Source organism: Streptomyces triticirhizae, assembly GCF_003696235.1.
Taxonomy (GTDB): Bacteria; Actinomycetota; Actinomycetes; order Streptomycetales; family Streptomycetaceae; genus Streptomyces; species Streptomyces triticirhizae.
On record NZ_RFFJ01000003.1, the window covers coordinates 35,283 to 48,201 of the forward strand.

General features: G+C 72.4%; 9 protein-coding genes and 1 pseudogene. All 10 read left to right on the forward strand.

Features of this window, described 5'->3' with window-relative positions; translation table 11 throughout:
- The first annotated feature begins 14 nt into the window (after window positions 1-14).
- A pseudogene (locus EBN88_RS01240) lies at window positions 15-2,408 on the forward strand (SpoIIE family protein phosphatase).
- 219 nt (window positions 2,409-2,627) lie between these two features.
- A complete protein-coding gene (locus EBN88_RS01245; protein ID WP_147472616.1) occupies window positions 2,628-2,813 on the forward strand; it encodes a hypothetical protein in 186 nt (61 codons plus the stop codon).
- A 1,171-nt stretch (window positions 2,814-3,984) separates the two neighbouring features.
- Entirely contained in the window at window positions 3,985-5,523 is a 1,539-nt protein-coding gene (locus EBN88_RS01250) for an ABC transporter substrate-binding protein (RefSeq protein ID WP_158621297.1), read from the forward strand.
- Window positions 5,524-5,556: 33 nt separating this feature from the next.
- Window positions 5,557-6,543 carry an ABC transporter permease gene (locus tag EBN88_RS01255; RefSeq protein WP_122181890.1) on the forward strand — a complete coding sequence of 329 codons (987 nt, stop codon included), beginning with the start codon at window positions 5,557-5,559 and terminating at the stop codon, window positions 6,541-6,543.
- Between the two features lie 12 nt (window positions 6,544-6,555).
- On the forward strand, window positions 6,556-7,470 hold the full coding sequence (locus EBN88_RS30350; RefSeq protein ID WP_158621298.1) for an ABC transporter permease: 915 nt from the start codon (window positions 6,556-6,558) through the stop codon (window positions 7,468-7,470).
- Entirely contained in the window at window positions 7,470-8,330 is an 861-nt protein-coding gene (locus tag EBN88_RS30355) for an ABC transporter ATP-binding protein (RefSeq protein ID WP_158621299.1), read from the forward strand. The genes EBN88_RS30350 and EBN88_RS30355 overlap by 1 nt, the downstream gene beginning before the upstream one ends.
- Before the next feature lie 2 nt (window positions 8,331-8,332).
- A complete protein-coding gene (locus EBN88_RS01265; RefSeq protein ID WP_122181891.1) occupies window positions 8,333-9,265 on the forward strand; it encodes an ABC transporter ATP-binding protein in 933 nt (310 codons plus the stop codon).
- A 745-nt stretch (window positions 9,266-10,010) separates the two neighbouring features.
- A complete protein-coding gene (locus tag EBN88_RS01270) occupies window positions 10,011-10,319 on the forward strand; it encodes an alpha-amylase family protein (RefSeq protein ID WP_122181892.1) in 309 nt (102 codons plus the stop codon).
- Between the two features lie 375 nt (window positions 10,320-10,694).
- The gene (locus tag EBN88_RS01275) at window positions 10,695-11,417 is read left to right on the forward strand and encodes an MBL fold metallo-hydrolase (RefSeq protein ID WP_147472617.1); all 723 of its coding nucleotides are present in this window, start codon (window positions 10,695-10,697) and stop codon (window positions 11,415-11,417) included.
- A gap of 27 nt (window positions 11,418-11,444) precedes the next feature.
- On the forward strand, window positions 11,445-12,893 hold the full coding sequence (locus EBN88_RS01280) for a glycoside hydrolase family 43 protein (RefSeq protein ID WP_122181894.1): 1,449 nt from the start codon (window positions 11,445-11,447) through the stop codon (window positions 12,891-12,893).
- The last annotated feature ends 26 nt before the right edge of the window (window positions 12,894-12,919 follow it).

Consider the following 12,919-nt stretch of genomic DNA (forward strand, 5'->3'; position numbering starts at 1 on the left):
GCGGTGACGGCCCCATGAGGGCGAACGACGCGGACAACGAGGCGCCCGGAGACGCCGACGAGCGCCTCGACGGCGACGGCCCGCTGGCCGAGGCCGCCGTCGCCCTCGTCGAACGTCGCGGCGTCGTCGTCGGCTGGTCCCGCGCCGCCGAGGAACTCCTGGAGCGCCCCGCCGCCGAGGTGCTCGGCCGCTCCGTGCTCCGGCTGCTGCCCCGGGCCGAACGGGCCGGGCCGCCGCCGGAGAGCGGCGAGGTCACGGTGGAACGCGGCTCCGGGCGGGCGGTCGCCGTGCGCTACCAGGCGCGGCCGCTGCGGGACGGCGCGGGCATCGCGATCCTGGCCGTCACCGCCGAACGGGCCAGGGAGATCGAACACGCCGAGTCCCTGAGCCGCGCGCTGCTCTCCCAGGACCGGATCGGATACGTCCTGCGGGACACCGAGCTGGCGGTGGTGCGGACCAACGTCGACCGCGACGGGTTCCCCGGCCCGGCGCTGCCCCCGGGCTCCCGGCTCTCCGACGTCATGGGCTCGGCCGACGCGGCGGGCGCGGACGCCGCCCTGCGCGGCGTGCTGGAGACCGGCGAGCCGCTGGCCGGGAACGACCAGCGGGTGCGGTCCACGCAACCGCCGTACGGGGACTGGTCCTGGTCCGTCTCCGCGCTGCGGATGACGGACCGGCGCGGCCGGCCCACGGGCGTCGCGGTCCTGCTCACCGACGCCACCGACCACTGGAAGATGGCCCGCCGCAGCGCGCTGCGCCACCGGGCGGCGCGGATCGGCGGCACCCTCGACACCGAGGGGACGGCCCAGGAGATCGTCGACACGCTGGTGCCGGACTTCGCCGACTACGCCTGGGTCGACCTGGCCGAACCCGTTCTCACCGGGGACGAGCCGCCGAGGTCGCTCAAGGGCGGCGACCTCAACCTGCGGCGGGTGTCGGTGCGTTCCGCGCACGGCCCCTGGCCGTCCGAACTCCTCCAGCCGGGACACGTCGTCCCGGACCTCCCGGACCACCCGATGGTGCGACGTCTCCAGGAGGGCCGCACCATCGTGGTCGACCGGGCCACCCTGGAGGAGGGGCTGGCCGATCCGGCCCGCGTTCGGCGGGCGGCGCCCGAGGGCGGCCACTCGCTGTCGATCGCCCCGCTCTTCGCGCGCGGCCTGGTCCTGGGGGTGGTGGCGGTCTGGCGGGCCAAGCGGCCCGAGCCGTTCGACGAGGAGGACGGCGCGCTGCTGACCGAGATCGCCGCGCACGCCGCGCTCAGCGTGGACAACGCCCGCCGCTACACCCGCGAACACCGCGCCACCATGGCCCTCCAACGGCGGCTGCTGCCCCGGGCCTCCACCGTCACCTCGGTCATGGAGACCGCCGGCGCCTACCGCCCGGCGGCGGGCGGCGCCGGCCTCGGCGGCGACTGGTTCGACGCCATCGAACTGCCCTGTCTGCGGACCGCCCTGGTCGTCGGGGACGTGACCGGCCACGGCCTGCACGCCACCGCCACCATGGGGCGGCTGCGCACGGCCGTGGGGACCCTGGCGGATCTGGAGCTGGCGCCCGACGAACTCCTCACCCACCTCGACGACCTGGTGAAGCGGCTGGCCGGCGAGGCGGACCCGGCGCACCGCGACGTGGTGAGCGCGACGTGCCTGGTCGCGGTGCACGACCCCGTCGCCGGGCGCTGTGTGATGGCCGCCGCCGGCCACCCGCCACCGCTGATGGTGGCGCCGGACGGCCCCGCCCGGCCGGTGCCCATCCAGCCGGGGCCGCCGCTGGGCGTGGGCGGCCTGCCGTTCGAGGCCACCTCCGTGGACGTGCCGCCCGGGAGCGTTCTCGCCCTGTACACCGACGGGTTGCTCCTGCGGTACGGCGACGACCTCGACAGCGGCACCTAGGGTCTCGCGGACCGGCTGGCGCGACTGCCGCGTGCCGAGGGCGACCTCTCCGCGTTGACCGAGGAGCTGATGGCGCCGGCCGGGGGCGCCCCGCTGCGGGACGACGCCGCCCTGGTGCTGGCCCGCACCTCCCGGCTGGCGCCGGACGCCGTCGCCGGCTGGGAGTTCCCGGCCGAGCCCGGGTCCGTCGCCTCGGCGCGCGAGGCGGCGACCGGGAAGCTCGCCGACTGGGGCCTCACGGACAGCATCTTCGCGACCGAGCTGATCGTCAGCGAACTCGTCACCAACGCCGTCCGGTTCGCCGGTGGGCCCGTGGGGCTGCGCCTGATCCGGGGCGGGGCGCTGTTCTGCGAGGTCACCGACCCCAGCGCCACCCAGCCCCGGATGCGCCGGGCGCACACCACCGACGAAGGGGGGCGCGGGCTGTTCCTGGTGGCGCAGCTCAGCAGTCGGTGGGGGAGCAGGTACGGGCCGAGCGGCAAGACCATCTGGGTCGAGCAGGAGCTGCCGGCCTGAGCCGGAGCATCCGGCCGGCGGGTCGGCCGGTCAGGACGCCGGCGCCGCCGCCACCGGGCTGGCGCTCGGCGGCATCATCACCGGCGTCGTCGGCCGAACCCCGCTGCCGGAGTGGGACTTTCACGCGCTGTTCCTCTTCGGCGTCCTCCCCCTGGCGCTGATCCCCGTGGTGTGGCGCATGGTCCCCGCCGTGGTGTGGGACGCCGCCACCAGGTCGACATGGGCCTTGCCCCGCCGCTGGTGCTCGCCGCCGGCGACTCGCTGCCGCTGGTCGTCACCCCGGTCATGCCCGCGCGCGGCGTCACGGACGAGGAGATCGCCCGGCACCCGGCCGAACTGCTGCGCTCGGCCCGGGCCATGTCCGAGGACCTGGGCCACGCCACGCACCAGGACGGCGAGGGCTGAGGTCTCTCGTTCGGGTCTTCGTGGATCAGTGAGCGGCTCCTCTTTGGCTGTTGTCGCGAGCCCGTGAAGATGCGAGAGAGGGGGCCCCGGCCGGGACGGTGAACGGGCGGGGTGGTCGTTGACCGAACCCACCCCTCACCGCCCGCCCAACACCGGACCGTCACCGTCCCCGCGATGAGTTCGACGCGTCGTCACACCCGCGACGGGCCATCCGCCGGGGCAGGCCGGAGAAGCCGGTGCGCGCCACGCACGCCCCCACCGGCCAACCGACCTCCCACAACCCCGCAGTCGCCGCGCGTCCCAGGGCGCGTACCGCCATCCACCACCGTCCCCGGCGACAACAAGCCCACCCCCGGAAGACGCCCCTCCCTTCCCTCTCCCGGCCAGCCCGTCGCAGTCCTTCGTTACGCCCGCACCCGGCCGAACGTGCGCCAGGTAAGCCGCCCACCGGGGCCCGCGCCACAACCTCAACCCCCCACCTCCACAGCCTCGTCAACAACCAACCAGCCAGCCGGGCTTACCCGCACCGGCCACCGGCCCGCAGAGGGACCGGGCACACCCACCGGCCCGCACCCACCACCCGCACCCCCCGCCACTGATCCACGAAGATCCAGAAGAGGGCGACGGCCGTTTTTGGACACGGCGAGATCAACCGTTCCACCAGCGGTTCCCCTTCGGTGGGCCGAACGACGAGGCCGGCGCACCTCGTTGCGGCTTCCGGGCCTGCCCGCCGTCCGGCGGGCAGCTCTGAGCGCCAGGTCACACCATGAACCCGTGGACAGGGGCCGGTTCATCCGCTCCCCGGGTCGCCCCGCGCCCCCGTGGTGTGCCCTCGGGAAAAGTCCATCCTGTCGAACCCCTTGCCCGGGGCATGAGTAGAACGGTATACCAACGTCGGACGGAACCTTTCCGCCACGGGCGCACCGGCCGATGCCGGCCCACACCCCCCATGACGCACCAGACATGGGACGACTCGACGCTGCGCTTACTTAAGTTACTGCCTGAAGTTTTGCGAAGGGCTACTCATGATCAACGGATCGCGCTCGCGCGTTCTCGCCTCCTGCGTCACCGTCACCGTCCTGGGGCTCACGGCCTGCTCGGGGGCGGCACCAACGCGTCCTCCGGGGATGGCCTGATCCTCAACGCCTACGCCGGTGCCAGCGGGACCTTCGTGGAGAACTGGAACCCGCTCTCGCCCACGGTCCTCAGCGGCGCGCAGGGCATGATCTACGAGCCGCTGTTCTACTTCAACAACCTCAAGCCGGCCACCGAGGAGCCGACGCCCCTCCTGGGCACGAGCTACTCCTGGAACGAGGACGGCACCGTCCTCTCGGTCGAGACCCGGGATGGCGTCAACTGGAGCGACGGGGAGCCGTTCTCCGCCGAGGACGTGGCGTTCACCTTCAACCTCATCAGGGACACGCCGGAGTTGAACACCACCGGCACCACCCCGGAGGCCGAGGCGGTCGACGACACCCATGTCACCCTGACCTTCGAGGAGCCGTCCTTCATGGACGCCCCGACGCTGCTGGGCGGCACCTATATCGTTCCCGAGCACATCTGGTCGGAGAAGCCGGACCCCGCCACCGACCCCAACCGCGAGCCGGTCGGCACCGGGCCCATGGTGGCCTCGGACTTCACCCCGCAGTCCTACCTGGTGGAGAAGAACCCGGAGTTCCGCAACGCCGACGACGTCCAGGTGGGCGGGCTGCGGTACCACTCGCTCTCGGGCAACCAGGCCGCGACCGACAAGCTGCTGGCCAAGCAGCTGGACTGGGCGGGGATCTTCATCCCCGACGTCGACAACGTCCTCGGCAACCGGGACGACATCGGCCTGACCTCCTTCGGCAGCCAGCAGGTGGTCCTCGCCACCTGCGCCAACGCCGAACTGGGCTGCGAGGGGCCGCAGACCGACCCGGCCGTCCGGCACGCGCTGTCCGCCGCGCTCGACCGTGACCAGGTGAACCGGCTGGCCTACTACGACAGGGCCGAGCCGATCTCGGCGACCTTCGCGCTGCTGGAGCGCGACGCCGACCTGATCGCGCCCGACCTCCGCGAGCCGATGCCCGGCAGCCCCGACGTCGAGGCCGCCAAGAGCCTGCTGGAGGAGGCCGGTTGGACCATGGGCTCGGACGGCATCTACGTCAGGGACGGCGAGCGCCTCTCCATGAACGTCCAGGTGACCACCGGCTACACCGACTACATCACCGCCCTCGACGCCATGGCGCAGCAGGCCAAGGCGGCGGGCATCGAGCTGGTGACCCGGCAGGTCGCCAACTCGGAGAACACCAGCTCGCAGGGGCTCGGCAACTTCGAGCTGGCTATCAGCGGCATCTTCCAGGGCCGGGGTCCCGACCCGTACTACATCTACGAGACCTACTTCTCCTCCGAGAACACCGGCCCGGTCGGCGAGTCGATCAACCCCTACGGCAACGTCGTCCGCTACTCCAACCCCGAGGTCGACGAGGCGCTCGTGGCCGCCGCCAGCACCGAGGACATGGCGGTGCGCGCCGAGCAGTACGCGATCATCCAGGAGCACATCGTCGAGGACATGCCGTACATCCCGGTCGTCAACAACATCTCGTTCGCGACCTACAGCACGGAGCGCGTGACCGGCTTCCCGACCGAGGACGACCTCTGGGCCAGCCCCGACGTGATCGGCGCGCCGAGCAACGGCCTGGTCATCCAGCGCCTGCGGCCCGTCAACTGACGCCGCCGGCGCACCGTTCCGAGGCAACCATCCATGTATCTCCTGCGGAAACTCGCCTTCTACCTCGCCGCCTTCTGGGCGGCGGTCACCCTCAACTTCCTGATACCGAGGCTGCTCCCCGGCAACCCGGTGGACATCCTCATCGGGAAGCTCGCCCAGCAGGGCCCGGTCGCCCCGGGCACCCGGGACTCGTTGGAGATGCTGCTGGGCTCCGACACCTCCGAGTCCCTCTGGTCCCAGTACGTGAGCTATCTCAGCGGCCTGGCCAAGGGCGACTTCGGGACGTCGGTGACCTACTTCCCGGCCCCGGTGACGGACGTCATCGGGCAGGCCATCCCGTGGACCCTGCTGCTCGTCGGCATCTCCACACTGCTGGCGTTCCTGCTCGGCGTCGGCCTCGGGGCCTTCGCCGGGTGGAAGCGGGGCACCTGGGTCGACTCGATCATCCCGGCCACCGCGCTGCTCCAGTCCGTGCCGTACTTCTGGCTGGCGCTGGTCCTGGTGTACTTCTTCGCGGTCAACCTGGGCTGGTTCCCGCTGAGCGGCGGCTACGACGTCAACTCGGTGCGCCCCGGCTGGTCCTGGGAGTTCATCGAGAGCGCCATCTCCTACGGCACGCTCCCCGCGATCACCATCGTCGTCAGCTCCATCGGCGGCTGGCTGCTGGGGATGCGCAACATGATGGTCTCCACGCTCTCCGACGACTACGTGGTCACCGCGGAGGCCAAGGGCCTGCACCCGGTCAGGGTGATGATCACCTACGCGGCCAGGAACGCGGCGCTGCCCTCCGTCGCCGGGTTCGCCATCTCACTGGGTTTCGTGGTGGCCGGGTCGATCGTGACCGAACAGGTCTTCTCGTATCCGGGCATCGGCAACGCGATGCTGCTGGCGGTGTCGAACAACGACTACGCGCTCATGCAGGGGCTGTTCCTCGTCATCACCATCGCCGTCCTGGTGTCGAACCTGCTCGTCGACCTGTTCTACGGGCTCATCGACCCCCGTACCCGGACCCGGAACTGAGAGGCCGTCCCCATGTCCAGTGTGCTGAACGACACCATGGCCGCCGCCGAGGAGGGCTCCATCGAGGAGGCGGCGGGGCCCCGGCGTCGGCGCTGGCGTGAGCCCAAGCTGCTCACCGGCGCCGGCATCGTCATCGTCATCGTGCTGTTCGGGCTGCTCGGCCCGCTGCTGACGCAGGACCCGTACGCGGTCGACAACATCGGCATGACCCCGCCCAGTGGGGACCACCTGCTGGGCACCACCCAGACCGGCGAGGACGTGCTGGCGCAACTCGCCCACGGCACCCGGGGTTCGCTGCTGATCGGCGTCATGGTGGGCGCCATGACCCTCGGGCTCTCCGCCTTCTTCGGCATCCTCGGCGCGTTCGTCGGCGGCATCCTCGACGAGCTGTTCTCGCTGCTCACCAACATCGTGCTGGTGATCCCCGGGCTGCCGCTGATGATCGTGATCGGCAGCTATGTCGAGCAGAAGAGCATCTTCCTGGTGGCGGGCGTCCTCGCGCTGACGGGCTGGGCCGCCGGCGCGCGGGTGGTGCGGGCCCAGACGCTGTCGCTGCGCGACCGCGACTACGTGCTCGCCACCCGGGTGGCGGGGGAGTCGACCTGGCGGATCATCTGCGTGGAGATCCTGCCCAACCTGCTGCCCGTGCTGTCCTCCGGGTTCGTCTTCTCGATCGTCTTCGCGATCCTCGGCGAGGCCGGGCTCGCGTTCATCGGCATCGGCGCCAGCGACTCCCTGACCTGGGGCACGATGCTCGCCGACGCGCAGAACGGGCAGGCGCTGCTGCTCGGCGGCTGGTGGTGGTTCGTGGCCCCCGGCTTCCTGATCGCCATCCTCGGCTGCGGCCTCGCCCTGATCAACTTCAGCATCGACGAGATCATCAACCCCAAGCTGCGTCCGGCTCGTGCCCGAAAGAGGTCGTCGTGATGGCGAAGGCACCCGTTCTCACCGTGGACGGACTGTCCGTCGACTACGTCACGGACCGCTCCGTCCCGGCCGTCGATGAGGTGAGCCTCCAGATCCACCGGGGCGAGATCCTCGGCCTGGCCGGGGAGAGCGGCTGTGGCAAGTCGACGTTCGCCTACGGCATCAACCAGCTGATCCGCCCGCCGGGCACCATCTCCGGCGGCAGCGTCACCTTCCACGACAGCTCGGGCGAGGACATCGACGTCCTGAAGCTGACCGGGCGGGCGCTGCGCGCCTACCGGTGGGACAAGGTGTCCATGGTCTTCCAGGGCGCCATGAACTCGCTGAACCCGGTCATCCCCGTCCACGCCCAGCTCGGCGACGTCTTCAAGACCCACCGACCGGAGATGAGCCGGGCCCAACGCCAGGCCAGGGCCGAGGAGTTGTTCGAGTTCGTCGGCGTGCCGACGAACCGGCTGCGGTCCTACGCGCACGAGCTGTCCGGCGGGATGCGGCAGCGCGTGATGATCGCGATGGCGCTGGCGCTCTCGCCCCAGCTGATCATCATGGACGAGCCGACGACCGCCCTCGACGTGGTGGTGCAGCGGGACATCATCGAGGAGATCACGCGGCTCCAGCGCGAACTCGACTTCTCCGTCCTGTTCATCACCCACGACCTGCCGATGCTGCTGGAGATCAGCGACCGCATCGCCATCATGAAGAACGGGAGGATCGTGGAGCTGGCCGGGGCCGAGGACATCTTCTTCGCGGCCCGCCACCCGTACACCAAGGAACTGCTGCGGTCCTTTCCGAGCCTCACCGGAACGCGCGGCGACTTCATCCGACACGGCGCCGGCATCGAAGAGTCCGGGGAGGAATGACGATGGCCACTCTCGAAGTGCGTGCACTGAAGAAGGACTTCCCGGTCAGAGAAGGGGTGCGCCGCACCCTGTTCCCGGCGGTGAAGGGGGTCGACTTCGAGCTGAACGCCGGCAGCACCGTGGCCCTGGTGGGCCAGAGCGGCAGCGGCAAGTCCACGGTCGCCCGCATGATCGCCCAGCTGGAGAGGCCGACCGGCGGGGAGATCCTGCTCAACGGGCAGCCGGCGACGTTCCGCAGGCGCGGGATGCGGGAGTACCGCAGCCAGGTGCAGATGGTCTTCCAGGACCCGTTCGCCTCGCTGAACCCGTTCCACACCATCGCGCACCACCTGGAGCGGCCGCTGCTGCGCAACGGCCGGGTCCGGGGGAAGGCGGCGCTGCGGGCCAGGGTCGAGGAGCTGCTGGAGCGCGTCAACCTGACGCCCGCCGACAGCTTCGCCGAGCGCCGCCCGCACGAGCTGTCCGGCGGGCAGCGGCAACGCGTCGCCATCGCCCGGGCGTTGGCGCCCGAGCCGACGGTGCTGATCGCGGACGAGCCCGTCTCGATGCTGGACGTCTCGATCCGCCTGGGCATCCTGCACCTGCTGGCCAGGCTGCAACGGGAGGAGAACCTCGCGGTCCTCTACATCACCCACGACCTCGCGACCGCGCGCCACTTCTCCGACGAGATCCTCGTCATGTACCAGGGGGAGGTCGTGGAACGCGGCCCGGCGGACGACGTGATCCTGCGGCCCACCGCCGAGTTCACCCGCCGCCTCGCCAACGCGGCCCCGGAGCCGGCGCGCACCGAGCGCTTCCGCCGCGCGGCAGCGCGGTACGCCTCCGGCGGGGACGGGGACGGGGACGGGGACGGGGACGGGGACGGGGACGGGGGCGCGGAGCCGTCCGGGGCGCCGGGCGCCCCGGACGCGTCGGGGACGTCGGGGACGCCCTGAACGGCGCCCCGGCGCCGATGCGGAGCCGTCCGGGACGTAGGTCACGTCTGGGATGCCGGACGCGCCGGAGCGGTCCGGGACGCCGGGGCGGTCCGGTCACGCCGGACGCGCCGGAACCGTCCGGGGCGGGGACGTTTCGAACCGCCTTGCCGGCGGCCCGCGTTCACACTCCACGACTGCGAAGGGGCACCACCGATGAGCCTGACCCCGATGCCGGCACCCGACGCCGTGTTCGTCCAGAGCCGGCCGACCGGGCGGTTCGAGCCGGCGACCCGGTCCGGCGACCGTTGGACCCGGGAGGGGGTGGAGGCGCGCGTCGCCGAGGCTCCCGGCTGGTCGACCCTCTCGGTCGCCGCCGGGGGCGGAGAGCTGTCCCGGGTCGCGCTCCGCTGGCGCGGCGGCGTCCCCGAGGGACGCGCGTGCTGGGCGACGCCTGGGAGCGGTCGTACGGCGACCTCGCCTGGGAGGGCGTGGTGCCGCACCGCGTGCTGCCCTGGTACTGGCTGGCCCACGACGAGCGGGCCGGCCACACCCTCGGCGCCGGGGTGCGGACCTCGCCGGCGGCCTGGTGCTCCTGGTCGGTCGACGCCGAGGGTGTCACGCTCTGGGCCGACCTGCGCGCCGGGCAGCGGCCGGTGCGGCTGGGCGACCGCGAGCTGGAGGTCGCCCAACTCGTCCGGCTTGACACGGAGTCGGGGCCGCACGCGCGCACCGCGAACTCGTCGTCGGGCTCGCGCCGGCGCCCGTGCCCAGCGGGCCGCTGGTCGGCGCCAACAACTGGTACTACGCCTACGGGCACGGCTTCGACGCGGACGCGGTGGTCGGGGACGCGCGGATCGTCTCCCGGCCGGCCGGGGACCACCCGGTGCGGCCGTTCAGCGTGATCGACGCCGGCTGGACCCCGGGCGGCGGCACGGGCGGCGGCCCGTGGGACCGGGGCCTGGGCTCCTTCGCCGACGTGGCGGAGGTCGCCTCCCGCATCAGGGCCGAGGGCGCCAGACCAGGGCTCTGGTACCGGCCGCTGGGCGCCGAGCCGTTCATCCACGACGTGTAACCATCCGCGACGGGTGAGCGGTGCGCCGGCCCCGGGCCGGCGCCGGTGGCCACGCCGCCGCAGGGGCGGGGGAGACCGCGGTGGCGTGGCGGGCGGGGACGCCGGGCAGGGCCCGGCGGGCGAGCCCGGCCAGGGTGCGGCCGGGGCCGATGTCACGGAAGGCCGTGCGGCCCAACTCCCCGTGGAGCGTGCCGAGGATCTCCGGACGGGACCGGTCAGCTGGCGGGCGCCCAACTCCCGCCAGCGGTGGCCTCCCTCGTGCGGGCGGGCGTCGACGTTGGCGACCACGGGCAGCGCGCTGGCCCGGAAGCCCGTCAGCTCCAGGGCGCGGCGCGCGCCACGCGGCGGGCCGGCCCCCGCAGTCAGGAGGTGGCCGTGCTGAACGACACGCGGCTGCGCCGGCCGTCCGCCCCGCGCACGCTCCACGTCGGGGACCTGAAGGTGAGTTATGTGCCGGACGGCGCGATGCCGCTCAAGCCCGCCGGGCCGCCGCACCCGGCGGCGTACCGGGCCTGTCTCAACGACACGGGCCATCTGGTCGCCAACATCGGCGGGTCGCTGGTGCGGTGCGGCAACCCGGGCCCGGAGGGCATCGAGGTGGTGGCGTTCACCCGGCTCCACCTCGACCACGTCGGCTGGGCCAGCGTGCGTCCGCCGGTGTTCACCCGGGCCACCTTCGTGGTCCCGGCCGGGGCCTGGGAGGGCCCGGTGCCCGTGCCGCCGCCGGCGCTGCGGCGGCGGCAGCGCCGGGTGGTGCCGGGGGAGGAGGTCTTCCCCGGCGTCCACGTTCTGGCGCTGCCGGGGCACACCGGCTTCACCATCACCTCCCGTGGCGAGCGGCTGGTGGCGTTCGGCGTCGCGCTGCACTCGCCGGTCCAGGTCCGGCACCCCGAGTGGTCCCCGCCGCCCGACCCCGACCCGCGCGGCGCGCCCTTCCGCGACACCGGGACACCGGGTCGGGAGGCGCGCCGCCCCGTTCCGCCGTCGGTGGGCCTGCGCGGGAGGGATGGAAAACGTTCGCCCTTGGGTATTTCCATCGCTGTAAGTCCCGTGATGCCATGGCCAGTCGAAACCCGACGCCGCACACGGCGTCCCTGAGGACCCCGACCGACCGAGGGAGCACCGATGCGCGCCCGCTCCAGAACCGCTCTGATCACCGCCCTGCTCGCGTTGCTCATCGGCCTGGCCGGTGCGCCGCCGTCCTCGGCAGGAGAAGCGATGCCGCACGCCACCGGAACCTTCCGCAACCCGCTCAACACCGGCCCCGACCCGTTCGTGACTCACGCCAACGGGAACTACCACCTCGCCACCACCCAGGGCGACGCCATCCGGATGTGGAGCGCGCCCTCGTTGGCCACCCTGCTGGCCGCCGACCCCGTCACGGTGTGGACCGACACCGACCCGTCCCGCGACCAGCACATCTGGGCGCCCGAGTTCTACCGCTTCAACGAGCGCTGGTACATGTACTACACGGCCGACGACGGCGTGGACGAACACCACCGGCTCTACGTCCTGGAGTCCGAGGGCGACGACCCCAGGGGGCCCTACCACTTCAAGGGCAAGCTCGAACCGCCCAACCACGTCGACGACTTCGCCATCGACCCCGGCATCCTCCAGCACGACGGCCGCCTCTACCTCGCCTACAGCGGCCTCAACGAGTACCAGCACAACGGCCTCAACATCGCCCCGATGTCCAACCCCTACACGGTCTCCGGCGACGCGACAGCCCTGGACGCCGCCGGCGGCTGCCCCGAGGTCCGCGAGGGACCGGCGTTCCTCTACCGCGACGGCCGCACCTGGATGACCTACTCCACCTGCGACACCGGCAAGCCGGACTACCAGGTCTGGATGATGTCCCTGCCCGACGGTGCCGACCCGCTGGTCGCGGAGAACTGGACCCAGCACCAGGGTCCGCTGCTGTCCCGCGACGACGCGGCCGGCGTCTTCGGCCCCGGCCACCACAACTTCTTCACCTCGCCGGACGGGACCGAGGACTGGATCGTCTACCACGCCAAGACCACCCCGGAGTACACCTACTCCGACCGCACCACCCGCGCCCAGCGCATCGGTTGGCACCCCGACGGCAGCCCCGACCTCGGCACCCCGCTCGCGCTCGGCGCGACCCAGGACCTGCCGTCGGGCGACCCGGGCGCCGGCGTGGAGGGCCTCACCTACTGGATCAACGACGACGGCCGCTCCAGCGGCGACGGCACCGTCACCTTCGAGGGCGACTGGAACTCCGGCACCGGCTGCGCCAGCCAGTGCTTCTGGGGCGACGACCACTGGAGCGACCAGCCGGGCGCCACCGCGACGTTCACCTTCACCGGCACCAGGATCGCGTTGCTGTCCGTGCGCGACACCCGCAACGGCATCGCCGCGATCAGCGTGGACGGCGGCCCCGAGGAACGCGTCGACCTCCACGGCCCGATCCGCGTCGGCGAGGCCCTCCAGTACCTCAGCCCCCGACTGCCGCACGGCACCCACACGTTGACGATCCGGGTCACCGGTGAGCGCGACTCCTCATCCTCCGCCGCCTTCGTCAGCGTGGACCGGGCCGAGGTCTACGCCGACTGAGCGCCGGCGCGCGCCGGCCCGCCCCG

Coding starts and splice junctions, on each gene's coding strand:
- EBN88_RS01245 (WP_147472616.1), top strand. CDS start 2,628: ATGGGCCTTGCCCCGCCGCTGGTGCTCGCCGCCGGCGACTCGCTGCCG.
- EBN88_RS01255 (WP_122181890.1), top strand. CDS start 5,557: ATGTATCTCCTGCGGAAACTCGCCTTCTACCTCGCCGCCTTCTGGGCG.
- EBN88_RS30350 (WP_158621298.1), top strand. CDS start 6,556: ATGTCCAGTGTGCTGAACGACACCATGGCCGCCGCCGAGGAGGGCTCC.
- EBN88_RS30355 (WP_158621299.1), top strand. CDS start 7,470: ATGGCGAAGGCACCCGTTCTCACCGTGGACGGACTGTCCGTCGACTAC.
- EBN88_RS01265 (WP_122181891.1), top strand. CDS start 8,333: ATGGCCACTCTCGAAGTGCGTGCACTGAAGAAGGACTTCCCGGTCAGA.
- EBN88_RS01280 (WP_122181894.1), top strand. CDS start 11,445: ATGCGCGCCCGCTCCAGAACCGCTCTGATCACCGCCCTGCTCGCGTTG.